Raw genomic sequence first — 22,860 nt, forward strand, 5'->3', positions numbered from 1 at the left:
TAAACAAAATGCCTGAAGGCTGTCACGTCTTACACACTCATATTCAACACCTTACACCACATCCTGCCTGAAGGCTGTCAATTCCCTACATTATATATAAGAATAAATAAAAAGGATTTTATTTTTTTGCAACCTTCCGGCTCTGAAAAAACAATTGTATTCAAACACAAAAACAATTGTATTTGCATTCAAAAACAGTTGTATTTGTAACTGAAAACAATTGTTTTTTTGAATAAAAGAAAAAAGTTCCCGTATGTGCCCGTTGAGTCCCGTTGGGAGCCATTGAGTTCTTTTATAAAATAAGCTTGCCTATCTTTGTATCGTATTCATTGATAACGAAAAGTTCATAAGATACCGGGATAATTAATCTCGTTATGTATCTTTGTACCGAAGATCTGATTTTTTAATAACAAAATAACCTAAGATGTATGATTTTTAATACTAAGAAACTCAAAATTACGTCATTACTGCTATTAGCGGCGACACTTTCTTTCGGACAGAGCAATACTTCGGCTTTATTGCCTCTGCCTAATCGAATCGAACAGATGACAGGTAAAAAGAATTTCGTCCTTACTCCCCGGACAACCATTAAAACCAATCTGCCCAAACAAGCATTTTGTTTATTTGAACTACAGCGTATTCTGGGCGAACGAACCGGACAGGTTGCCGATATCGGTGCTCCTTCCACATCCGGCAATTCTGTTATCGAGATAGAGCTCGACCCTTCAATAAAAGGGAAAGAACACTACATGCTGGATATTTCAGAAAAGAAACTATCGATCAAAGGAAGCAGCCATGCCGCCCTCTTCTACGGACTGAAAACACTGGATCAGATATTGCTGGGAGATGTATGCAACACAGCGAACAATCAAATTGCTCCTATCCGTATCGACGACGAACCCCGCTATGGTTACCGGGCATTGATGCTTGACCCTGCCCGCCATTTTCTTCCTGTAGAAGATGTAAAATTCTATATCAATCAGATGGCAAAATACAAATACAATGTTTTGCAGTTACATCTGACTGACGATCAGGGATGGCGTGTTGAAATCAAAAAACACCCCAGACTAACAGAGATCGGGGCATTCCGCAATCCGAAAACCGGCTCCAACGGGCCCGACAACGGTTTCTATACACAGGAACAGCTGAAAGACCTTATCAAATATGCTGCCGACAGAAACGTAGAAATCATTCCCGAACTGGATATCCCCGGTCACACGGTGGCAGTTTTGGCTACTTATCCGGAACTGGGATGTACACACACCGATACGATTCAGAAAATAATGGGGCAAACAGTCGACCTGATGCTTTGTGCCAATAATGACAAAGTATATACCGTTTATGACGATATCATCAAAGAAATAGCCGATATATTCCCTTCCTCCAAAATCCATTTAGGAGGAGACGAAGCTGTTATCGAAAAGAACTGGACCAAATGCACTCACTGCCAGGATTTAATGAAACAACTGGGTTACACCAAAGAATCGCAGTTAATGAATTATTTCTTCGATAAAATACTGGCCTCTGTCCGCAAATACGGAAAAGAACCGATGTTATGGTGCGAGCTGGATAATGTCCGTATGCCGGCCAATGAATACCTGTTCGATTATCCCAAAGACGCCACACTGATCACCTGGCGTGCCGGATTAACTCCCAAATGTATCGAACTAACTGCAAAACATGGTAATCCGTTAATCATGGCCCCGGGTGAATATACTTATCTGGACTACCCGCAACTAAAAGGCGACCTTCCAGAGTTTAAGAACTGGGGAATGCCTGTCACCACGCTGGAAACCTGTTACCGCTTCGACCCCGGATACGGACTTCCTGCCGCACAACAGGCGCATATTTTAGGCATCACCGGCACATTATGGGGAGAAGCGATGCAGGATATTAACCGTGTGACTTATATGACCTATCCACGCGGCCTTGCTTTGGCCGAAGCCGGATGGACACAGATGGAACACCGGAGCTGGGATTCCTTTAAGGAACGAATGTATCCGAATCTGATGAATTTGATGAAACATGGCGTATTTGTCAGGGTTCCGTTCGAGATCGTTCCGAGATAAAACAAAAAGCGTAGGCCGGTTATTGATTTTGGCCTACGCTTTTTATTTTTTTAATCTGTATTTCCTTAAATATCATTTTCCAAACCTGGAAGTATCTACCTTATCATGCTCTTTACTCTTATACCCCCCGAATTTCCAGATGAAGGAAACAGTCAGGCAACGAGTATCGTCAATCTTAGTCAGGCGGCTGTATTGGTTTGCCTGATTAATTTCGATTTTATTAGGAAGATTGCTCCGGAAGATATTGTCACATTTCAGAAGAACCGTTGCCTTGTCATTGGCAAACTGCCATTTCAAACCGGCTGAAACATTATAGACAGAACCCAAATCGTAGATTCCCTGCACGGCTCCGGTGATATAATAACCGTTCAAATCCAGTTTCAGATTCGGACGTGATTTTGATAAAGTAAATGTATTATTCAGAAATAATTGCCCCAGGTATTTACTATTATCAAAAGAAATATCATTAAAATGATCCAGCTTCTGTTGCATCCGAATGCCCTGTGCCGTAAACTGGCTGTTCATAAATTCACCGATGCGAAACGGGATAACAGCTCCTACTCCTGCAACCAGATTATAATCCATATTCTCGTAACGGAACACATTCTTCAGTTCCGTTGAACTCTGATAAGGTAACTGGGCAAAATAATCCGGTTCATACTGGGCAAAAACCATGAAAGTATATTTTTGTTTCAGGATATAAAGCAACTGTCCCTGATAGGAACGGTAAGGCTTCAAAGCCGGATTACCCATTACTACGGAATAAGAGTTTATGGGTGTAGCCTGCGGTGTAATCTCCCAATAAGACGGATATGTTTTATTGCTGTTCACGTTCAGCTGCAAAATATGCTGCGGTGTAAACAGATAACTCAACGAGGCATTCGGGAAGAAGGTCCAATCATTCCAAAGTGTCGATTTCTTGCCGTTGGAAGTATAGTCCGATTTAAAATATTCTCCTTTCAAAGAAGCTGTTGCCGAGAAATGTTCTCCGAAATTTTTGGATACTTCGGCAAAGACATTGGCTGTATATTCTTTCTGCAAATTGTTCTCCAGTAAATCCGGGTCCGGTTCGTAACCATCCCCTTTATTATACAGATAATCGATATAGGTCTTTGAGGAAGTGTAACCACCGTGGACACCGTAATTCAGTGTCCACCCGGTGGCAAAAGTGTGTGTATGGTTGGCAAATAACGCCCATTGTGAAATATCCTGTTTGGAATTGTTCTGCATATCAGTCAGTGTTTCCTCACTACGATTCTCCAGGAAATTCTGGAAAGAAGGCGAATGGTAGTTGGTAAAATCCATTCCGGCTGTAACACCGCTATGACCGTCATACTGCAAGCGGATATTGTGCAGAGTAATCTTATCTTCTCCGGTAGTCCGACTGAAACGCTCTTCTTCCGAAACAGATTTTTCGGGTGTAGAAAAGGAGGTATTGGCTGTCCGGTTCTTTTTCACCCTATTGCCTCCTAAGGAATAGGCTGCCGACAACTTATCTTCATTTTTGAATTTATAGTCCAGTCCCAATCGGATATCTCCGCTGTTTATATAACCGTTTCCTCGTCCGAATTGATGGATTTCCGTCACTCCTGTTTCCAGGGTATGCCTTGCCATAATATCTTCCCCCTCGAAATAACGTCCTTTATTACCATTCACCAGAAAGTCTACGGTCAGGTCAGGAGTCGAATACAACAAATTGGCATGTGCCTTGCCCGAAGCATAATGCTTTTGGAGATAATCGACGCCTACTTCTCCCTGTAAGGCTGTGCTGCCAGTTGTCCCCTTGTCCAGAATCACATTGATTACCGCGCCTCTGATATTATATTTAGCGGGAGCGTTGTACATCACTTCTACATTTTTCACCCGTGAAGAAGGGATACTTTTCAGCATGGTTATCAACTGGTCTACCGACATAGTTGTCAACTGCCCGTTCAGAATGATTTGCGGGGAACCGGCTCCCAATAACTGTATCTCATCCGAGCCGCCGATAATACCCGGCAATTGTTTTACAACTTCAAAGGCATTACTGACCGATTTATCTTTCATCAATTGGGGAACATCATATTTCAAAGCCCCGTTCTCTACTTTCACCTGCGGACGCTCCGCCTTAACAACCACGCCATCCAGCTCATAGTTTTTAGAAGTCAGCCGGACAGTTCCGACATCTTCCCCGGATATCTCCAACTGGAATGGTTCATATAATAGATGTTGGAATAAAAGCCGGCATGTCTGTTCCGCCACATGGTCCAGATTAAAACTACCCAGACTGTCCGTTACCACCGCATCCACATAAACCGAATCCAATGTCTGGAGAACAACGGCTACGCCGTCAACCGGATTATTCTCCATATCCGTCACTCTCCCATGGATCAAACCATTCTGAGCCATCATCATCCCGTTACCACCAATCAGGATAAGTATCACATAGTAAAATATTCTTTTCATATCCGTTTGCTTTATCAGTTCCTATACTGCAAAGAAAAGAGGTTATGTCAAGAAACTATGTTATCGTTGGCTTATGAAGTGTTATTTAGTCTTATCGCCCGCTATCCTAACAAAGAAAAATCAGATAATAACACAGGCAACAGACTAATCTATAATTATTAAGGTATTCCCTGTTTTCTTTTAAAAGAAGGCTATTTATGGTAACCTTTAGTACAATCTATTGGTTAACTTTGTACCTGAATAATAAGATATTTATGAAAATCAATGCTAAAACAAAATATTGCCAGACATGTGGAATACCTTTAGATATAGATTATACAAATCTTGAGGCAAACCAAAATGTGGAATATTGCGACTATTGTTTGCATAACGGGGTTAAACTCTATGATTTCTCAATGGATTATCTCATTTATCTTTGGGGGCTTTTCCCCGAAGAATATTATAAAGAGACAGGAGTTAATCTCACGTCGGAAGAGTTAAGAGCGGAAATGTCCAAACGACTTCCGAATATCAAGAGATGGAAACAAAAAATCAATACGGCTCATGTGCAATATAATTTGATTATAAGAGTTCAGGAGTATATCAACCGTCATTTGTTTGACGACCTTGATTCCGACAAACTATCCCATGTTGCAGGTATCTCCAAATATTATTTTCGCAGGCTTTTCAAGGCTGTTTGTGGCGAAAATATTGGAATATACATTCAACGACTGAGATTAGAGTACATTGCATTTAAGCTAATAACAACTGACGTAAGTGTCCCGAAGCTTCTCGATCAAATCAATTATCAGAACAAGCACACATTTTCGAGGGCATTCAAGAGTTATTTTAATTGTTCCATTCCAGAATTTCGTAAAAAGCATTCAAACGTCAATCCCGAGAGGAAGAATCCGATACGAATTGAACCAAGTATTGAAAAAATACCAGGTATCCGAATCGCATACTTGAAATTGGAAAGAACAAATAATGTCATCCATAGTTTCTCTGTTTTGTGGAAGCAGTTGCTACAATTTTCCGAGAAATATGAATTATCTTCAAAAGGATGTAAATATGTGAGTTTGACTCTCGATTATCCGTATATCACGCCGGAAGAACAAAACCGTTTTATGATTGGGGTAACATTACCGCAATCATTTGAAGTGCCGAAAGGCTTTGGCGTTTATGAAATTCATACGGGAGAATATGCAATCTTTCGTTTCAAAGGGTTTTATCATGAATTAAATAAGGTGTACCGTCATATTTACCTTGATTGGTTGCCGACAAGCGATTATACCCTGCGGGAACAATTCACCTTTGAGACTTACATCAACACTCCCGAAAAAACTCCGACTTCGGAGCTTATAACAGATATTTATATCCCTATTACAAAAAAAGAGACATGCAATACTTAAACCAAGAGATAGAAAACGAATTAAAAAATCAAGGAGCAGAACTGATACGCTTTGTCAATATATCGCATTTAGACGAAAAGCAAAACAGGCAACTCCCGACCGCCATTGTTTTTGCGCTCCCGCTAACCGCAGAATATGTTAAAACGGTATTTAATATTCCCGACTACGTACAAGCACGGATAGCGGATAATTACAATTTCGACGATGATGAATATTCGCAAACCGAACATAAAGCCGGAGAAATAGCAGACGAATTGGCCAGGTTCATCACCGGGAAGGGCTATAAAGCCGTATCGCAATCCGATACGGGATTATTAGCCGACGGCGTATTCGATTATGAAACAAAAGAATCAGTATTGCCCCATAAAACCGTTGCACTACTTGGCGGATTAGGATGGATTGGGAAAAACAATCTGCTAATTACTCCTGAATATGGCGCAGCACAATGTCTCGGTACCGTTTTAGCTGATGCTCCACTGGAAACAGAATTGCATGAACCTCTATCTCCCAAATGCGGTAATTGCATTACCTGCGTCAATATCTGTGAGAGAAAAGTTCTCAAAGGTAAAGTTTGGAGTAGATCTGTTTCAAGAGATGAAATCGTTAACATACATGGATGTAGTACCTGTTTGAAATGCCTTGTGCATTGTCCCAGAACACAAACATATATAAAGAGGAAATTTAAACCCTGTCCTCTCCTACAACACAATTTTCACCGATTGTAACCTCCGAAAGTTGCTCCTTATTTCAATCTCTTACCATCCGAAAAGGCATTACCTACCTTTTTACCCACTTCCAGGTAATCGTTATTGAACGGGTCGAATATGATGGGAGACACTTTGGATACATCTACTTTTCCGCTTTCGTCGAGAACACGTTCATCCACGCTTACATTTATTATTTCACCTCGCAAAATACAGGTTTCAGGATTATAATCTTTCAATTTACATTCCAGCACAACGGATAATTCGTCGATCAACGGTGCATCCACAAACTCCGAACGAGTCGCATGGAAACCTGCACGAGCAAATTTATCCGATACTTTATTACCGGAAACAATACCCACGTAATCACAGGCAACCACCTGTCCGGCCTCTGCCATACTCACGGTAAAAGCCTTACGCTTCAGGATATTTGCAGTCGTTTTATGTCCCTCACTGATACAAATACTAATTTCATGCATTTCGCTGATACCACCCCAGGCGGCATTCATAGCATTAGGAGTACCATTTTCATCATAAGCAGCGATAATAAACACCGGCTGCGGATAAGTAAAGGGCTTTGCCCCAAAATTCTTTCTCATAATAATTTATTTTTTAGTCCATTTCTTAATATCTTCCTTCGTCGCACCGTTCAGAAGTCGGCCCTTCTGCCACTTCATATCAGGATAGGTTTCCTGTAGCTCTTTTTCTGCATTAGAAATACTGCTGCTCCCCGATGTTGCAAACGGAATAATCATTTTACCTGCAAAATCACCGCTTTCAATAAAAGTATTGATGATTCTCGGAGCTGAATTCCACCAAATAGGGAAACCTATATAAATGATATCGTAATCTGCAAGATTCTCCGGTTTAGATTTTAACGCAGGACGTGATTTAGCATTTGACATCTCCACACTGCTACGTGAAGACTTGTCATGCCAATCCAAATCAGCAGTGACGTATTCTTTTTCAGGTTGTATTTCGTAGAGCGTTCCACCTGTAACTTCTACAATCAACTTTGCTGCTTTCTCCGTTGTTCCTGTTGCCGAAAAATAAGCAACCAATGTCTTATCACTTTGCGTCTGTGCATTTATGGGGATACATAACATCATGATCACTACCATAATCATACCTTTAACTTTCATTGTTGTCATATGTAATTCTTATTTTTATTGTTATGACACAAAATTACAGAATAGTATCCAATATAAAAGTATATAAATCACTGATTATCTAACCCAAATTACTGATCGTAAACCGCCAGCATATACGATTGTATTATTATTTATTTTTCAATAGCTCCTCACCCTCCACAAAACTCCACCACCGTCATCTTCCCCGCCAACACCAGCACCTCTTCATAGGTAATCTCCCCTTTGCCGATATGCCCGGCCAGCGTACCGATCTTTCCGCAAATCTGAAAACAAATCAGAACAGACATTGCGATATGATTTATAGAGGTTTGCGCAGTCCGTTCAACAACTTCAGTCAAATGCAGCATACGGATAAACAAGACAGGAAAACGAAGGGGACAACGCAGACAGGCCATGACTGTCCTTTGTTGCATAAAGTCAACATATGACTGCCGATCATGGACAATAACTTCTTCAATAAACTTCTGATGTTTTTTAGGCAAGGTTGACCATACGGTAAATGCAATTTTATAAATCTTTTCACGTAAATGGTTACGGCCTTCTTTTGACATTTCGTCAAGGCTACGGTTAAAATCCTTCGCTTCCGGCACTTTTCCGTTGGGGAATAAGGCCTCTAATTTGTTTTGTTTCTTCATGATATATCTAATAGGCGTTAATAAATAATTGAGGGAAATCAAAAAAACAGAAGCAAGTGGAGACACATAATAGCTAAAAACATCTGTGTCTCCACCTGCTCTCTATTTGGATGGGTTTAAATCTCTAAGCAAAAACTTCCCGGGTTTAAACTTGACACTCGTACGTGCCGGTATTGCACAAGAGATACCGGTATGGGGATTACGGCCGATACGCTCTTTTTGCGACCACGGAGTAAAAGTACCGAAACCCTGAAGCATAACAGGACTATCCTGTTTCATTGCTTCTGTTAACACTACCTGAAAGGCTTTCATAAATTGACGTGATTGCTGTTGCGAAATATTCATCTCCACAGCTAGTTTACTGATAAAATCTGCTTTGTTCATAATCTGTTGTATTTATTTTGTAAAGGCATAAAAAAGCCCTCAATATCTTTTCGATCAAGATATTGAGGGTTTGAAGAAAAAAGTCTTACAAGGTATGTTACAGTTTTTCGATTTCTTCGGAAGTCAAACCGGTTATTTGTACAATCTGCTGAATGTCCCACCCCTGTTTTTTCATATTGGCGGCAATTTCCGCACGGCCTTCCATGCGGCCTTCAGCACGTCCTTCCAGCTTTGCCCCTTCCAGTGCATCGTTTTGGATCATGATGTCGCTCAGGTGTTCATCGTAAGCACGGCGTTCCTCGTCGCTCATGTTGTAGTAGAGTAACTTTTCGCGAGCTTCGCTCAGGCCGGGAGCTGTTGTATCCGCACGGATCGTGCCGTCTTTCAGATATTCGATCCACTCTTCTAGCGGGGTAACGGCTACCTGGTTGAACTCGTTTACACGAATCAGGTAGTATTCCGGAAATATCTCTGCCGGGAGCTTATGAACCAGGGCGTCTTTCTCCTTGACACTCACTTCCAGACGATCGCCCGTATGTACACCCGTGAAGATATTCTGACCGTGGTACAGGTAATCGCTACCCTTTCCGATATCGAAGTAAAGGATACTTACGGAGTAAATCTTTTTCACTTCGTAGTAGCTGCTACCCAAAGATATATGCTCCGTGATAGCCTTCGCTACACCGTAGAGGATACGCTCGAGGAATGTAAGTTCGCGCGTGTTCTGTACTTCCACGATGATGATCTCACCCTTGCTGTTTTTAGCCTTGATGTCTACACGGTTGAATTTATCGTCGATAGCCAGCTGGTTGCTTTCGCTCTCCAGCAATTCGATGATCTCCACCTTTTCGTCCAGCAACACAGACAAAAAACCTTCCAGCACGCCGAAATTGGCTTTCTGACGCAACAGGCGCTTGATCGCCCAGTCGAAACGGATATAATTATCTTTCATAAGGCTATACGATTAGTTTATTTACAATGTATATGCAAATGTAATCAATCCCGGGCAATTTCGCCGGACTGTAGCCTTACTATTTTTTCTTCAAACCCTCAATATGTCAAAGATCGCTTTTAAACTCTATATCTGACACGGTTCTCTCACCGCTGCCTTTTCGTTCTTCTGTTCAATACCTCCACCGTTGTGGAGAAGCGCCGGAGCGCGGTTGGGTAAATATGCCTGAACACTCTTTACCGATGAACCAATTTCTACGCTCCCTGTTATAGGGGTATTCTAATGCCCTCCAAACTTCGCAATATAGACCATCATCTTTTGTTAAGTTAACTGCGTACACTCAAATAGATCAGTCTTTATTCCGGACACACCGAACAGGGTAGATGACGTGATCGAATCCTGGAGATTCGGAATTGCCAAGAATGTTATAGACAAAATGAGCATTACTATATCGATTGTCAACCGTACTACTCCTGTAGTACCCGCCCACGAACGCAGTAAAATCACTCATGGACTGCAACGTATTCTTATTATTACTCATGATGATCAATTCATCTTTAGTAGGTAAACGCCAACCAGTCTTACCTTCTTTTGTTGATTTACTACAATTAGTACTAGCAGTACCGAAATTACTGCTATCTTCATCAGTCAAACAAACCTGAAGATTTCCAATATAAGCTCCTGTATCTTTTCCCGTTTGCGTTGCGGTTATCGTGATCGTACGCTCCTGATTAGCATCCAACGATACAATAAATGTTCCCATACGTTCACTACCGGCATTATCTGAAGCTGAAAACTCCAATGTAACATCACCACTACCACTAGTTGGGCTTACGGTGATATCATTATCGGTTTCAGGAGTTATAGTCCACGCCAAACCGCTAGTTGCCTTTACCGAGCCGGTAGTTGTCCCGCCGGTTGTAGCTATTTTCTCCTCGCCACCAGTAGCACTAAAAGTAGAACCGGCTTGTTCGACTGTTATGCTTTTCGAGATATTACCTGCTTTGACCTCAATATTGCCGTTACGGGCGGATTCATTCGGATTAATTAATACACTATATGTAATCGTTTGATCGGAACCGGTCGTATTATTTGTTCCGTCGGTTGTCCCCAACAAGGTCAGCCAATCCATCTCTTCGGAAACAGACCAGGACAAACCCTTAGTTGCCTTGAAAATAAAGGTATTATCCAATGAAGCTATTGCAGGAATAGTTTTATCTTCATCGACTGACAAGGCAGACTCTTTCTGAATAACCGTGATTTCTCCGTTCGGCCCTTTGGATTCATCTCCCACACGGACTATTATTGCACCCGTACGTTCCTCGGAATTGGGATTGACAGGAACATTAAAAACAACATTTTGAGGATTTGTCGTTGTTGTACCCGTCGTTTGACCGGTCAAAGTAAGCCAGCCGTTCGGTTCCGTCACGGCTGTTTTCCACGGCAAATCGGAAGTCGCGGTAAAAAATGAAGAGGCGTCGTTTGCTCCCTCCGCACTTATCTCTACCGGCTGGGTGGGGCAAGTGATCGTGGATTCCGCCTGTGACACAGAGATTGTCTTTTTCAGACCGGCATCCTTACCGATTTCACCTCCTTCTACCGTTATGCTACCCGTTCGTGCTGATGCATACGGGTTACTGGAAGCCGCTTTGACTTTTAGGATTTGTTCCCCTCCTGTGGCTTCATCACCGCTGGTGGCCAGATCGCCTGACGCCCAACTCAGCCAACCGTCGGATAAAAGAGCACGCCAGTTTAGTCCTTTTGTGAGGGTAAATGATGATTGACCTTCCGAACCGGAAGCGGCTTCCAACGAAATGGCGCTGCCTACATTCAAGGTCGATCCTTCCTGTACGATTTTAATATTTTGTTCCTCGCCGGTTACGTTCATCTGAAAAGAAAATGAGCGCTGCTGGGCGGTCGGATTGGCCGTTTCTGCCTTGAAAACAATCTTTGCAGGGCCCTGGTGAATTATATTAGCCCCATATCCTACCGGGATGTTGTCGTTAAGCAATGCCGAAAGCCAATTCGGTAACTTGATTGTCCACTCATCTCCCGGGCGGGCAGTGACCTGCAACCCGGTCGTGCCGCCTTTACCCGCAGGCATCGGTTGCAAGCCACCGGTATCGATCGGCGGGATTGTCCCCACCGTGATGCGTTGGTCGGTGACGTCTATTCCCTTCAACGTCACACTCATCGTATAATAATGGTTGCGTTTGATATTGTAATCATTCATATCGGTACTGCCCGGGAAGAAACGGAAGGTGACGTGTTCGTAAGTGACACCGCCCTGTACAGCCGTTCCCGTCAGTTCTATGCAAGTGGCATTGCTCACTCCCCGGCCTGTTTTCTCCTTTTCAGACGTGGCGGCGTTTTCACCGGTTACTACACCTGCCCGGTTTTCCGGTAGATACCAATGCATCGTCGCTCCGTCGGCACTGGATTCGCCGGTATATTCTCCATATGTTACATCGGTTAATTGAGTTGTCGTTTCTTCCATACGTATTTTATCCGGCACCGATTTCAGCTTTACTGAGGAAGGTTTGAAACTGAAACCATCTCCACCGATCAAATAGCTAAACGATATCTTTGCCACCGTCCGGGTCATATCGACACCTATACTCTCCACACCGTTATCCCGGATCACACCCGACCACATTCCCGTCATGCCGCACAAACGATTCTCAGGTAATCCCTCTGCGGTAGAGGTATACGTAAATATATGCTCTTTTAATACCGTTTCCGTAGCGATCTCACCCAAATCGTCGCAATTGGCAACAAACCAGACATGGTGCGTGGCTTCTCCGCTCTCTTTCAGCCTCAGGTTCACCGTCGTTCCGGTCACAGGCGAAATGTATTGGCTGAATACCCGGTTGCCTGATGCATCATACTGCCCGACCCATAGTTGGGAGATCAGGCTCTCATCCCCCTCTGTCAAGGCGACTGCCGATCTGGTTGCGACCGAATCCGTGATGCCCGGCGCAATCGAGTCGATTTCGAACGTTCCTTCCGGAGTAAAAGTGATGCTGCGTGTTTGCAGGGGGCGGTTAGCCAGCACGTTCAGGTTAAAAACGGCTTCCACCTCTTTCGCCGGATGGGGTGGTAAATCCTTTTCCTCCACCTCCGTCCGCGTACAACTCACCGCCAACAACAGCAACCACACCCACATTCCGGTTTTACCGATTCGTTCCATTGTATTTCGTTTTTAATTGTTTCAATTATTCTCCTCCTCCGACATCTGTGTCGCTCCACTCTATCTTTGTCCACCGGGCCACCGTGATCGTCGTTCCGATCCCCTCCTGGATATCCGGGTCGGGATAAGAACCGCCGGGGGGAGCACCTACCTCGCCGTCGGAAAAGGAAATGGCATTCCAGGCTATTATTTTCAGATTCAGACAGCTTTCGTCATTCTTTACTTCCAGCGTGAAGACGTACCGCTTGCCTGCATCGAAAGTGATCGGTTGGTCTATGGTCGCTTTCAGGGTCGCCGTTTCATGATTCCTTTGTACATCGATTTCCACTCCGAAAGGACGGTCGTTTTTGGGTAGGACGATGCCCGTCGTTTTATTCAGGCCCATACCATCCGGATCGGAACCCGCTTCCACCACGACAAATTCCCCACTTTCAAACACCACGGTCGCCTCCGCTTTATTCTCTCCGCCCGTCGGAAGGATTCCCGTATCCTCCCCCGCTATCAGAGTCGCACCGGAGACAGAGATATGACTCAGTTCCAGCCTGGTTCCATATAGCTCATCGAATGGAAGCGCATTCTCCGGTGAAGGGGCGACATTGAACACCAAAAGGGCGCATTGCCTGCGGAAAGTTTCCAGCGTGACCACACGCGAGGAACGCGAAACGGACACCCCACGGGCAAAAGAGGTCATCACATCCTCCTTATGCGGGATTGCCGTCATCACATACCTCCCTTGCGCATCTTTTTCCAGCCGACGTGCCGGTGAAACGGCATAGAAATCGTAAACGCCTCCCCTGACGACCAGTTCGCCGGCAGTGCCGGGAAGCTGCCCCCCTGTATCATCCGCCAGGCAAGGCGACAAAGAACCGTCCTTTTCCACCACATAGGTCGCTTCAAACGATGGTTGCGCAGTAGAGAAAGGAACCTCGGCTGTAGCCGTCCCCTCCTCACCGCGCAGGTAGCCGCAGATGCGCACCGTAGCCCCTTCGGGCAGCGGTGTTGCAGATGCCGCAGGAACGGCAGCCTCCTCCCCCGCACGGCTCAGAAGGACCGGGGTTCCCAGGTCCGGTTTACTGAAATGAAGTTCCACCGGGCGACTCGCTTCCGGCACGACATCTTCCACAGTCCCTGCCGTGCATCCGGCCAGCAAACCACCGACCAGCAGAACAATCAGATATAACTGTATTCGATCCCGTTTCATTTCGATTTCCTTTGTGTTCTAATTCTTTGTTTCAATAAGTGACAAGACTCACTCCATCGGTACGTCATACGCCCCGCCGTCGTTCCAGGCCGCCACTTTCACTTCTGCCAGCTCTATACCCTGCGGCTGCATGCGGAGGTTGTAGGTATAGTTGTATCCCTTTTTCCAGTCGGCTGTAAAGCTGCCGGGGCCTTCACCCGCTACGGACGGTTTCATCGTAAAGGTACGCCCGTCGTCGAACGTCAGTTCCAATGTCACATTCACGCCACTGACCGGAATCACCAACCCGAAGGCCTGCACCGGGACGTTCGTCGTCGTTTCTCCCGGCTCCCCGCCTACGGCACGCGTATCCCCGCCCGCGGTAAAAACCAGTTGATCCACCGCCGTCAGTGTCCCTTCCACCTCACCCGTTGCCAGGTTCAGCCTGGCGGACGTGCATTTTTTTAACTCCCCATTACTTTTGAGCACCACCTTTTCAACATAGCAACCGGCAAAAGCCGAGCCCTCTTCCAGGACCCGGAAGCTCACCTTCGAGAGCGCATGCTGCATCTCGAGCGATACTTCCGGATGCCAACGGTCTACCTCAGCCGCAGCCATGCAATACAGGTAATCCTCCTGATCGGTTTCCCACTGCACATCGGTAGCGGCATCCACTATATTGTTACCATCTGAAAAGTAGAATTTCTGTTTATCCAACACCTTTATTCCACTCATCAAAGGAACTTTCGGAGTACCCGTGAGCGAAACACTCTTTTCAGCAGGCACATAGCCGTATACCGTTCCTTTTTCGGTGTACAACAGAAGCGGTTCCTCCCCTTCCGCAGGTTTCCAGGAAGGAGGGGTACTGGCAGCACTATACACGAACTGCTGGCTTTTGATGCTGGTGTTGTACAAACTTACCACACCGCCGCTCTCTTTCGTGACACATACCCCCACCTGTGTCAGCGGGTTCGGGTTTCTATCCGTTTGTCCGGGGCCGCCTGTCACGACACTTCTCGATTCCACCTCCATCCACATGCCCAGGTTCTTCACTCGAAAAGGAACACCCTCTTCCGCTTCGCCACCATCAGGCACCGGCGAAACGATATCCGCCTCTGTGCAGGCTGCACACAGGAACAAAAATACAGGCACTAAACGCGATAAGAACTGTTTCATGGGATTTGTTTTTTAAGTGATGTATTACAATGGGATATCGTCCGGTTCGTCTTCCTCCCACTCTGTCACCGTTACATCCATTACTGTCAACTTGTTACGGCCGGCTGAGAAGGTATAGATGCAATTGGTTCCTGCCGGCCACTGATAAGCAGGCAGGGTAACGGTATAGTCTACCGGTGTATTTCCACCTTCCTGAAGAGTGATGACCACATCTATTTCGTTTTCTCCGAAACTGGTGACCGGATACACGATTGCGCTGACTTTTTTGGATACCAACTGTCCGTTGAGAGTCGATTTATTCTCGATAAAGGCCTTATCGCTTTGTACTCCGTCTTTGATCTGTTTCATCAGGATGTAGTTTGTGATGTTACGGGTCAGGGTACCGGTTGACGTGTTATCGCTTATTGTTCCGTCTGACAGCAACATCTTGCCATTTCCGGTCTTGATGTAACTATTGGAACTCCCATCATGATTCTTTATCACGAACTTTGTAAATTTCACATCATTACTACTCAGATTTCCGCCGTCGTACACGCGGAAGGAAACCATCGCCATCGCATGCTTCATATCCAGGTTGATCAGATAACCGGGATTGTCGGCATCGGTATTTTTCGGACCTTGCTCCGGATCGAAAGGTGTCTGATTTTTGGCACGACCGTTGTTCACATAACGGCCGCCTCCTTCAGCGGCAAAATACAGGTAATCTTTTTCGTCCGTATCAGACAGGTTTATCGCCCTGTTTGCCGCGTTATTATTACCCCATGAGCCATTACTACTATTCCAGATTTTATTCGCATTATTTGTCGCTGCATCTATATCGCCGCTAGCCAATACGCTTACCGGGATTTTAAGACTGCCTTCACCCGAAATATTTGACAGGCTACTCAGTGCATTTTCATCATACGGATAATAAGCATACACCTTTCCTACTGTTTCCGTCAGATAGTAAGGTTTTTCGTTTTTGGGGTCATAACTAAGACCTTTGCTTTCGATGGAAATCCAGTTCTCCCCTTTGACATCCCCTATATACCATACATGATGGCCTGTATAACCTGAACTCGATACATCGGGAGAATACCAGCCGATTGCATCCGAACTGGTTACCACAACACCCAGGCCGGGAGCCGTATCATAATCGGTATAGGTAATCGCACTACCGCTTACCACCGCTTTGGTTGTCGATTTCAGTCCGGCATCCACCTTCAGGTTCGGGTTGATACCCAGTGCCACCTGGCCGTCACCGCCACCCGGTTCCGGCTCTATTCCTGTCTCTGTTTCCGTACAGCTGAACGCTGTCACAAGGGCTATCAGCATGGCCCACTTTGTCGTGATCGTTTTCATTTTCATTTGTTTTAAAAGTTTTATTTCCTGTTATTCATTCATATTTTATCATATAGGCATCTCACCCTGTTCATCCTCCGTCCACGCCTCCACACTGACATATGTGGTTTGTATGTTGGCAGCTCTGGTAAAAAAGAGCGAAACGATATGGCTTTTGCCGATTTCAAAACCGCCCTCTATACGGACAAAGACGTTCGAGAGGGTTTCTTTCAGGTTGCCATTGCCGTCTTTCGTTGTCGTGATCCGAAGATGGAGCGGATGATCTGCCGTTCCATTCACCGGGGATGCCGGAAGAAGGAGATAGCCTTGTGCCTCGGGAGGCGATCCGTCGGACGCGACCTGCGGGATTAGCAGACCGGCAATATCCTGCACCGGGAGATTCTTTATATCTTCCGCCACAGATATATCCGCCAGACGGGGCGTTTCCGCTGACAAATCCAGTTCCTGACGGGTATGTACATCTGCCGCCTCGATCGTTTGTATCGTTCCCCATGCATCGACTCGGTCACTGTAACAGACCAAGCGGACCTGAGTCAGCAAGTGACGGAACGTACAGGTCGTCACCGGAACATAGCCGTTTCCCACGAGGATTCCCGTTGCCATGATATCCGTCGTTCCGTCTATGCGGAAGGTTACTTTGTCCGTTCCTGCATCGGTTGTCGGCTCCCCCTCCACCGGATAATAACCGTGCAGGCGGATATGACGGCCATCCGCCGGGTACGACTGCAACTCGGCAAATACAATCGGGCGGTTCCCCCTTCCACCCTGACGCACAGCCTTATGCACAGCCCACCTACCATATGTACCCGTTAAAACCGCCGACTCATCTTGACGGGCAAAGTTCACTTTCAGATCCTGTTCATAACCCGAGCCGATTATCCCGCGCGTCGACGCTCCGATCGCACCTTCCAGGCAAACCGCCGTTTCGGGAACCGGAAGCGGTGTAGGATCGCTGTCCGAACAGGCGGTAAGGCCCCAAAGGATAGCGACTGATGCTAATACTATGACTTTAAGGTTATTCATCTCTGAAAATTACTCTCCGGGGGTTACTATTGTACTGCCGCCATTACCCGGCTGCCACGGGGCGATACCGGATTCTACCGCTATTTTACCGTCCTCCGTAAAGGTGAGCGTGATCAGATGCGAATAGCCAGCTTTCACCCCTTCACCGATATTCGAGACTGTGACGTTCAGGGTTTTCGCATTCCCATCATATGTTCCTTTTACTTCCAGACTGATGGGGGCACTTACTGTTCCCATATTGGTCGTCGGGTAAAGCATCAGATAACCGGTCGGCGAAGTTTCGGCATCCAGGGCCGAGATCGTAGAGGGACAGTTCTTAACTGTCAGTGTCTGGTCTGTTGTACCCGTGATCGTCAGTTTGGCTCCGCTTGTTTTATCCAGCGATAGCTTCAATCCCGTGGCTACATTTTTTACTTTAATGGAAGCGACCGCCGTCCATTTGCTGATCGCACCGGCTGAACCCACGCACTTGAACTGTAACTGGGTTAGCAGATGGCTGAAAGTAAAAGTCTCGAACTTATCGACCAGCGAACCGGTCTGCACACCTGTCGCCATGATGTCCTCATCACCCGTTATGGTGTAAGTGACGCTGGCGGGGTTGGTGGTTCCACTCGGTTCCTTGCGGGGATAATAACCAATCAGGACAGACTCTCCCTCTTCTGCCAAATAGGTTTGTTCCGGTTCAAAAGTCAGCGCCGTATTACCCGCACCACCTGTACGGACTGCGTCGATAGAGGTCCACGCAGCGCCAGCTGTACCGGGATTATCCAAACGGGCAAACGACACTTCCAGGTCATTCGTATAGCCGCCACCGATCACCGCACGGGTAGCCTCCGCTATTCCGGCATTCACCTCTATTGCTTCAGCCGTTCCATCCGTCACCGGCTCTTCCGTGTTGGTGCAACTGCCGAAGAAGGCTGTCGCCAACAGACTCATGATCAATAATTTTCCTCTTTCCATATTATACCAGTGTTTTATCGTTATTATTGCTATTACTATCGTTTTCATTTCGGTTCAGGGAGTCACCACACCCGAACCGCCGCTGCCCGGTTTCCACTCCTTCAGCGTGATCGTCAAACCGGACATTTCATCATAGCGGACAACCAGATCCAGTATCACATGTGTCGTAACTCCGACGGTGAATGCCTCTTTCACCTCCTCAGTTATATCCGTAGATGAAGTGATTTCCTTTCCGTCTGCCAGTGTCATCGTTAGGGAAAGGTCGACGGTGCCTTTGCTCTCCTTCTCTTCCTCACCCGCGGACAATCCGAACAGGCTCAGGGTCGATGTATAAACTCCCGGACTGACTTCTTCCGGCTCGAACGTCATAAAGGCCGGCGTATCGAACAGCGGCTTGCCGGAAGGTATATGAACCCGTGACGAAACACCGGTCAACCTCCCGGACAAAACCGCCGCAGCGACATCTCCCTTTTCCCCTCCTGTGACTTTTATATTCATTTCCAATGTACGTACAAGATTCACCGCAGACAATTCCTTTGCCACGACTTCTCTGCCGCCCACCTCGATCAGGTCTAAACCCGCCCCGTACAGGTTACCCGGACAGGCTATCTGCACCGATGAAGATTTCAGGGAAGAAAGCCGCTGAGCCCTTCCGCAAGCCTCCTCATAACCCTTCTCCATTTCAAGCGTGACACCCGTACAGCCCCTGTTGCAGACAGCCACCCGGTAGCAGCCCGAAGGCAGCGTACCTTCGTACCCCTTTATGTCTCCCGTACGGACAATGGGGCTGGCAGAACCTTCTGCATAGAAATACCACATCATATCCTCCGGACAGCTGCTATTGTCCCGACGAAGCAGTAGCCGCACCCGGCCGTGCTTCTCCCAATCCTCGTCCGTCATACGGTATGCGCAGGACAAGACCGCCACAGTCCATACGCCATATATCATCCAACCCATCAGTTGTATTATACGATATTTCTTATTTCTTTTATTCCTTTCCATCTTCCTATCTGATTTGAAAACGGTACGACAAACTGATCCGAAGTCCCAACATAAATCCCGTCGAAGCAAAATGGGTTTCCAAATAATTTCGGTCATCCGGCGCGTCATAACGGTATTTCTTCCCGTCGAAGACCGAACGGTAACCGGCACGTACACTCAGCCCCATCCCCAAACCTCCGGCCAGGGAGAAACGATACCCCATCGACAGGCCCGCCGACCAGAAACAGCCCGTCCGGCCGTAAAGTATGTCCTCAGACTTATCGATCGCACCGCCACGTACATCGAAGTCACCGTACTCGGCAAACACCCCCGTATGCAGGCCGGTAAACCTTCCCGAAGGGGATAGCCAGATTCCTGGTTCGAGGGATATTTCAGAGACAGACCAGCTATCGCGTGTCTTGTCTTTATAGGCAAAGTCGGAATACATGCCCGACAAAGCCAGCGACCAACGACCGGCAAAACAGCATTCCACTTCCAGATTAGGCATAAAGGCGCCTGTTTCTATTTTCGTCTCACCCGTTCCCAAACGGATTGAAGGAACTACGCCAAACCAGGGAAGAAGGTTTGTTTTTACGGCCAGATATACAGGATTGTGTTCGATCGGTGTTGCATTCTTTTTGACAGCGGGAGCAACAGGAGTTATCCCCTCAGGGGGTACAGTTTCATCCGTTCTCTCTTTATGCTTTGTGACCACCCGTACCACTTCCTTTGTTGTAACGGTCGTTGCCAGATTGATAGCCGAGAGCTCTACTCTCTCGTTACGACGAATCGTATCCGTCACCGATGCCAGCCGGTAATCTTCCAGTTCCGTACGGTCGAAAAGAGGATCGTCGATACGATAGACTTCGCGGTCGTAACCACCAGCTTCTCCACGACGGTACAAATCAACATAAGGGATTGCACCGTACTCACCGATAGCTGCCTTTACGGCTATCGGATAACGGCTCTCACTGTAATGGATCGACATATTGGCAAACCACGGAAGCGGACGGTATACATTATATATATGTATCTGATCGCGATAGCTACCGCTACGGTCGATGTAAAAAGCGACACAGTCATGAGGGATATCGAAACGGGTTTTCAGATAGGCACGGATACGACTGGCACGCAGCGAGGCTTCGTTCACCACCGCATCCTCTTCATAGCCATAAGCATCCACATGTGAAACGATCAAGAGGTGGTTGTCTCCTTTCAGCAGACGGTTGCGGGAGGCATCCAGAAGTTGCCCCATACGCTCTAATTGGTAAGCATTATCGCCATAATCAGCCAGAAACAGGTCGCTGTTTCCTTTGAAAGAGAATAAAAAAGATTCCGCCTTATGATAGGTCGTTGTCTGCGCCGTTACACCCGTTTTCAGCAAACTGAAAACCAATAACAGAAAGATTCCTTTCAACGGGAAATGACAATATGGTATTTTTATCCTATACATTATTATATCAATACTAGCTTTTGATTATCTGATCAGCCTCCAAAAATCACCTTATTTATATAATAAGGGGAAAGGGCAAAGAACATCTCAGGATCGAGGGAGATTTCATGGATTTTTTCCCCGGATAATTTTGGATTGATGTCTTAATGGAGTATTTCGTGGAGTAAAAACTTGTAAAAACGATAACAGTTTTTTTCAAACGGATATCTATAAGACAACGGTCTCCACCCGCCTTATGTCTTATTCTTTGAATTTGATGATTTTAAGGTCACAAGCAGGAATATTTGTTAATTAATACAAATCACATATGTTTTTTTTAGGATTTTGGCCAAAAGCTTTGTTTTTCCGTTAGATTCTTCCTATGTTTGCAGGGTATTCAAATTCTTTTGCTAAATCCATTAGTCGTAAAGGATTGGATATGAGAGGAAAAAGAAGTATATGACCTTATTATATAAATAAGGGAAATTAAGCCGCCATCAGTTCCTTTATTCCTTCAGAAACCTTTTTATTGGCTTCTCCTACCTTACCGACATCAAAAGCAGACAAGTAAATGCGTGTCATTTTCTCAGAAGAATGCCCCAAGGCCTGGCTGATGATAGCGATCGGTATCCCAAGATGATAAGCCGCAGATGCCCAGCTATGGCGGAAAACATAGGTCGTCAACTTTGCAGATAAACCCAATAAAACCTGCACATCTGCCAGATATTGATTTTCCTGTGCCAGACAATGTTTATACTGTTCATGTGTGGCTCCCTCCTCCAGCACAGGGAAAAGATATTTGGAATCTTCCCGCCTGTAACGATCGATCAGCAGCTGCATTGACTCCGATACTTCCATCTCGATCAGCGCTCCGGTTTTCTGACGGCGATACGACAACACCTTTCCTTCTTCAACCAGGTTCTCCCCGCTCAGACGAACGATATCCGTAAAGGGCATGCCGCAGGCAAAAAAAGAAAACAGGGCCATATCCACCGCCAGCTTTTTCTCCGGTTCCTCTTCCAGATCGAGTGCAGCCATCTGTTTAATCACTTCCACCGGAACCGCCCGTTTAACAGTCTCCTCCCGTTGTAACTGCATCCCCTCGAACGGACGTTCCTCAGGCCGCCCTTTCCACCCTCGGCAGGCACGGTTGTACATCGCCCGTAGATTACTAATATAACTATTCACCGAATTCACACGCAGTTTCTTACCCTTCAAATACAAGACAAACTCCTGTACAACATCCTGCGTCACATCCCCCAGCAACCCGCTCTTTTCTCCCTCACGAATGAATGCTGCAAAATGATTTCGGGTAGCACGATACAGATCAGCCGTGCTTTCATCCCCGTTACTACGCTTCTGCTTTTCCTGCTCAAGCATCAGTATGCAAAAATCTTTATTTCTCATAACTTTTTCCTTCTTTATCGTTATTAATCAAAAAGATAAAGATAAACATTCACGGCTTGCAGATTGTTCGGTTTTCGCGGTTTTCGCTAACGGCACAGTCTCTCAAAAAGTCTGTTTTAGAAAGAAAACTCCTATTTTCACCCTCATTTTCGACCTTCATTCCGACCCTTATTCAAATTCATCACAATGATTCTTCCCTATCATTGTAATGCCCCGACCAAGTCATCACAATGACTTCATACACTCATCACAATGAACCGGATCAGTCATTACAATGATTTTTTTAACATTACAAAATATCAGGAAATTTACTTCGAAATTACCTGATAAAACGGGAGAATGCACCTTTTACAAGGCTGGAAGCTCTTTCCGGACAGGCCGTTTTCAGGTGACAGATTGTAACTGATTTTGTCTTATTTCTGCCACTAGCTCTAAAATC

At 45.9% G+C, this 22,860-nt stretch carries 18 protein-coding genes; 3 read left to right on the top strand and 15 right to left on the bottom strand.

Annotated features, from left to right (window positions below):
• Positions 1-428: 428 nt before the first annotated feature.
• Entirely contained in the window at positions 429-2,069 is a 1,641-nt protein-coding gene (locus C825_RS16225; RefSeq protein WP_010803237.1) for a beta-N-acetylhexosaminidase, read from the top strand.
• Positions 2,070-2,141: 72 nt separating this feature from the next.
• Here C825_RS16225 and C825_RS16230 read toward each other — a convergent pair whose 3' ends face one another.
• Positions 2,142-4,514: an outer membrane beta-barrel family protein gene (locus C825_RS16230; RefSeq protein WP_010803238.1), complete on the bottom strand. Its 2,373-nt coding sequence runs from the start codon at positions 4,512-4,514 to the stop codon at positions 2,142-2,144.
• A 254-nt stretch (positions 4,515-4,768) separates the two neighbouring features.
• Between C825_RS16230 and C825_RS16235 the strand changes: the two genes are divergently transcribed.
• Positions 4,769-5,905: a GyrI-like domain-containing protein gene (locus tag C825_RS16235; protein WP_044214636.1), complete on the top strand. Its 1,137-nt coding sequence runs from the start codon at positions 4,769-4,771 to the stop codon at positions 5,903-5,905.
• The gene (locus C825_RS16240) at positions 5,893-6,630 is read left to right on the top strand and encodes an epoxyqueuosine reductase (RefSeq protein WP_010803240.1); all 738 of its coding nucleotides are present in this window, start codon (positions 5,893-5,895) and stop codon (positions 6,628-6,630) included. The genes C825_RS16235 and C825_RS16240 overlap by 13 nt, the downstream gene beginning before the upstream one ends.
• A 17-nt stretch (positions 6,631-6,647) precedes the next feature.
• Here the strand turns inward: C825_RS16240 and C825_RS16245 are convergent, their stop codons facing one another.
• From C825_RS16245 to C825_RS16310, 14 genes are all read right to left on the bottom strand, one after another.
• The gene (locus tag C825_RS16245) at positions 6,648-7,208 is read right to left on the bottom strand and encodes a flavin reductase family protein (protein ID WP_010803241.1); all 561 of its coding nucleotides are present in this window, start codon (positions 7,206-7,208) and stop codon (positions 6,648-6,650) included.
• 6 nt (positions 7,209-7,214) lie between these two features.
• Positions 7,215-7,751: a flavodoxin gene (locus tag C825_RS16250; RefSeq protein WP_044214637.1), complete on the bottom strand. Its 537-nt coding sequence runs from the start codon at positions 7,749-7,751 to the stop codon at positions 7,215-7,217.
• A gap of 158 nt (positions 7,752-7,909) precedes the next feature.
• Positions 7,910-8,395, bottom strand: a complete 486-nt coding sequence (locus C825_RS16255) for a hypothetical protein (protein ID WP_010803242.1) — start codon at positions 8,393-8,395, stop codon at positions 7,910-7,912.
• Positions 8,396-8,497: 102 nt separating this feature from the next.
• On the bottom strand, positions 8,498-8,779 hold the full coding sequence (locus C825_RS16260) for an HU family DNA-binding protein (RefSeq protein ID WP_010803243.1): 282 nt from the start codon (positions 8,777-8,779) through the stop codon (positions 8,498-8,500).
• Positions 8,780-8,876: 97 nt separating this feature from the next.
• Positions 8,877-9,731 (bottom strand): Rpn family recombination-promoting nuclease/putative transposase, encoded by an 855-nt coding sequence (locus C825_RS16265; protein ID WP_010803244.1) that lies wholly within the window; start codon positions 9,729-9,731, stop codon positions 8,877-8,879.
• A gap of 349 nt (positions 9,732-10,080) precedes the next feature.
• Positions 10,081-12,921, bottom strand: a complete 2,841-nt coding sequence (locus tag C825_RS16270) for a BACON domain-containing protein (RefSeq protein ID WP_010803245.1) — start codon at positions 12,919-12,921, stop codon at positions 10,081-10,083.
• 25 nt (positions 12,922-12,946) lie between these two features.
• Positions 12,947-14,122, bottom strand: coding sequence for a fimbrillin family protein (locus C825_RS16275; protein WP_010803246.1), 1,176 nt, complete (start codon positions 14,120-14,122; stop codon positions 12,947-12,949).
• Between the two features lie 48 nt (positions 14,123-14,170).
• Positions 14,171-15,277 (bottom strand): fimbrillin family protein, encoded by a 1,107-nt coding sequence (locus C825_RS16280; protein ID WP_010803247.1) that lies wholly within the window; start codon positions 15,275-15,277, stop codon positions 14,171-14,173.
• Between the two features lie 24 nt (positions 15,278-15,301).
• Entirely contained in the window at positions 15,302-16,618 is a 1,317-nt protein-coding gene (locus C825_RS16285) for a fimbrillin family protein (protein ID WP_044214639.1), read from the bottom strand.
• Positions 16,619-16,666: 48 nt separating this feature from the next.
• Positions 16,667-17,641 (bottom strand): fimbrillin family protein, encoded by a 975-nt coding sequence (locus tag C825_RS16290; protein ID WP_010803249.1) that lies wholly within the window; start codon positions 17,639-17,641, stop codon positions 16,667-16,669.
• Between the two features lie 9 nt (positions 17,642-17,650).
• Entirely contained in the window at positions 17,651-18,601 is a 951-nt protein-coding gene (locus C825_RS16295; RefSeq protein WP_010803250.1) for a fimbrillin family protein, read from the bottom strand.
• A 54-nt stretch (positions 18,602-18,655) separates the two neighbouring features.
• Positions 18,656-19,603, bottom strand: coding sequence for a DUF5119 domain-containing protein (locus C825_RS16300; protein WP_121719529.1), 948 nt, complete (start codon positions 19,601-19,603; stop codon positions 18,656-18,658).
• 4 nt (positions 19,604-19,607) lie between these two features.
• Complete coding sequence (locus tag C825_RS16305) at positions 19,608-21,035, bottom strand: DUF3575 domain-containing protein (protein WP_010803252.1); 1,428 nt, start codon at positions 21,033-21,035, stop codon at positions 19,608-19,610.
• Positions 21,036-21,500: 465 nt separating this feature from the next.
• A complete protein-coding gene (locus tag C825_RS16310) occupies positions 21,501-22,421 on the bottom strand; it encodes a tyrosine-type recombinase/integrase (RefSeq protein ID WP_010803253.1) in 921 nt (306 codons plus the stop codon).
• Between the last annotated feature and the right edge of the window lie 439 nt (positions 22,422-22,860).

It is taken from the genome of Parabacteroides sp. ASF519 (genome assembly GCF_000364265.2).
Classification (GTDB): Bacteria; Bacteroidota; Bacteroidia; order Bacteroidales; family Tannerellaceae; genus Parabacteroides; species Parabacteroides goldsteinii.

Excerpts from the sequence above, each read along its gene's own strand:
- C825_RS16225 (WP_010803237.1), top strand. The coding sequence starts at position 429 with ATGATTTTTAATACTAAGAAACTCAAAATTACGTCATTACTGCTATTA.
- C825_RS16230 (WP_010803238.1), bottom strand. The coding sequence starts at position 4,514 with ATGAAAAGAATATTTTACTATGTGATACTTATCCTGATTGGTGGTAAC.
- C825_RS16235 (WP_044214636.1), top strand. The coding sequence starts at position 4,769 with ATGAAAATCAATGCTAAAACAAAATATTGCCAGACATGTGGAATACCT.
- C825_RS16240 (WP_010803240.1), top strand. The coding sequence starts at position 5,893 with ATGCAATACTTAAACCAAGAGATAGAAAACGAATTAAAAAATCAAGGA.
- C825_RS16245 (WP_010803241.1), bottom strand. The coding sequence starts at position 7,208 with ATGAGAAAGAATTTTGGGGCAAAGCCCTTTACTTATCCGCAGCCGGTG.
- C825_RS16250 (WP_044214637.1), bottom strand. The coding sequence starts at position 7,751 with ATGAAAGTTAAAGGTATGATTATGGTAGTGATCATGATGTTATGTATC.
- C825_RS16255 (WP_010803242.1), bottom strand. The coding sequence starts at position 8,395 with ATGAAGAAACAAAACAAATTAGAGGCCTTATTCCCCAACGGAAAAGTG.
- C825_RS16260 (WP_010803243.1), bottom strand. The coding sequence starts at position 8,779 with ATGAACAAAGCAGATTTTATCAGTAAACTAGCTGTGGAGATGAATATT.
- C825_RS16265 (WP_010803244.1), bottom strand. The coding sequence starts at position 9,731 with ATGAAAGATAATTATATCCGTTTCGACTGGGCGATCAAGCGCCTGTTG.
- C825_RS16270 (WP_010803245.1), bottom strand. The coding sequence starts at position 12,921 with ATGGAACGAATCGGTAAAACCGGAATGTGGGTGTGGTTGCTGTTGTTG.
- C825_RS16275 (WP_010803246.1), bottom strand. The coding sequence starts at position 14,122 with ATGAAACGGGATCGAATACAGTTATATCTGATTGTTCTGCTGGTCGGT.
- C825_RS16280 (WP_010803247.1), bottom strand. The coding sequence starts at position 15,277 with ATGAAACAGTTCTTATCGCGTTTAGTGCCTGTATTTTTGTTCCTGTGT.
- C825_RS16285 (WP_044214639.1), bottom strand. The coding sequence starts at position 16,618 with ATGAAAACGATCACGACAAAGTGGGCCATGCTGATAGCCCTTGTGACA.
- C825_RS16290 (WP_010803249.1), bottom strand. The coding sequence starts at position 17,641 with ATGAATAACCTTAAAGTCATAGTATTAGCATCAGTCGCTATCCTTTGG.
- C825_RS16295 (WP_010803250.1), bottom strand. The coding sequence starts at position 18,601 with ATGGAAAGAGGAAAATTATTGATCATGAGTCTGTTGGCGACAGCCTTC.
- C825_RS16300 (WP_121719529.1), bottom strand. The coding sequence starts at position 19,603 with ATGGAAAGGAATAAAAGAAATAAGAAATATCGTATAATACAACTGATG.
- C825_RS16305 (WP_010803252.1), bottom strand. The coding sequence starts at position 21,035 with ATGTATAGGATAAAAATACCATATTGTCATTTCCCGTTGAAAGGAATC.
- C825_RS16310 (WP_010803253.1), bottom strand. The coding sequence starts at position 22,421 with ATGAGAAATAAAGATTTTTGCATACTGATGCTTGAGCAGGAAAAGCAG.